The sequence below is a fragment of the Clostridium sp. DFI.5.61 genome (genome assembly GCF_024462915.1).
GTDB classification, from domain to species: Bacteria; Bacillota; Clostridia; order Oscillospirales; family Oscillospiraceae; genus Lawsonibacter; species Lawsonibacter asaccharolyticus.
The window spans coordinates 1-300 of sequence record NZ_JANGBZ010000130.1 but is presented as its reverse complement, the minus strand read 5'-3'; the positions used below and the strand labels follow the sequence as shown (position 1 = coordinate 300).

The following is a 300-nucleotide window of genomic DNA, read 5'->3' as shown; positions in this document are numbered from 1 at the left end:
GGACGCCCTTTCCCGCAGCAAGAAGATCGAGTACATCGGCACCCGGCATGAGGCCGTGGCTTCCACCGCGGCTGACGGCTACGCCCGCATCACCCATAAGGCATCCGTGGTCATGTGCCACCTGGGCCCCGGCCTGACCAACGTGCTCACCGGCGTGGCCAACGCCTCCCTGGACTCCATCCCCATGGTGGTCATCGCGGGCGATGTGCCCAGCTACTACTTCGGCCGTCATCCCCATCAGGAGATCCAGATGCATGAGGACGGCGACCAGTACAGCATGCTCAAGCCCGTGTGCAAGCG

The 300-nt window shown here is 64.7% G+C and carries 1 protein-coding gene; it reads left to right on the top strand.

Annotation, left to right across the window (positions count from 1 at the left end; translation table 11 throughout):
- Positions 1–300: thiamine pyrophosphate-binding protein (locus tag NE584_RS19950; RefSeq protein ID WP_256183553.1), on the top strand; the 300-nt coding region annotated here is incomplete at both ends.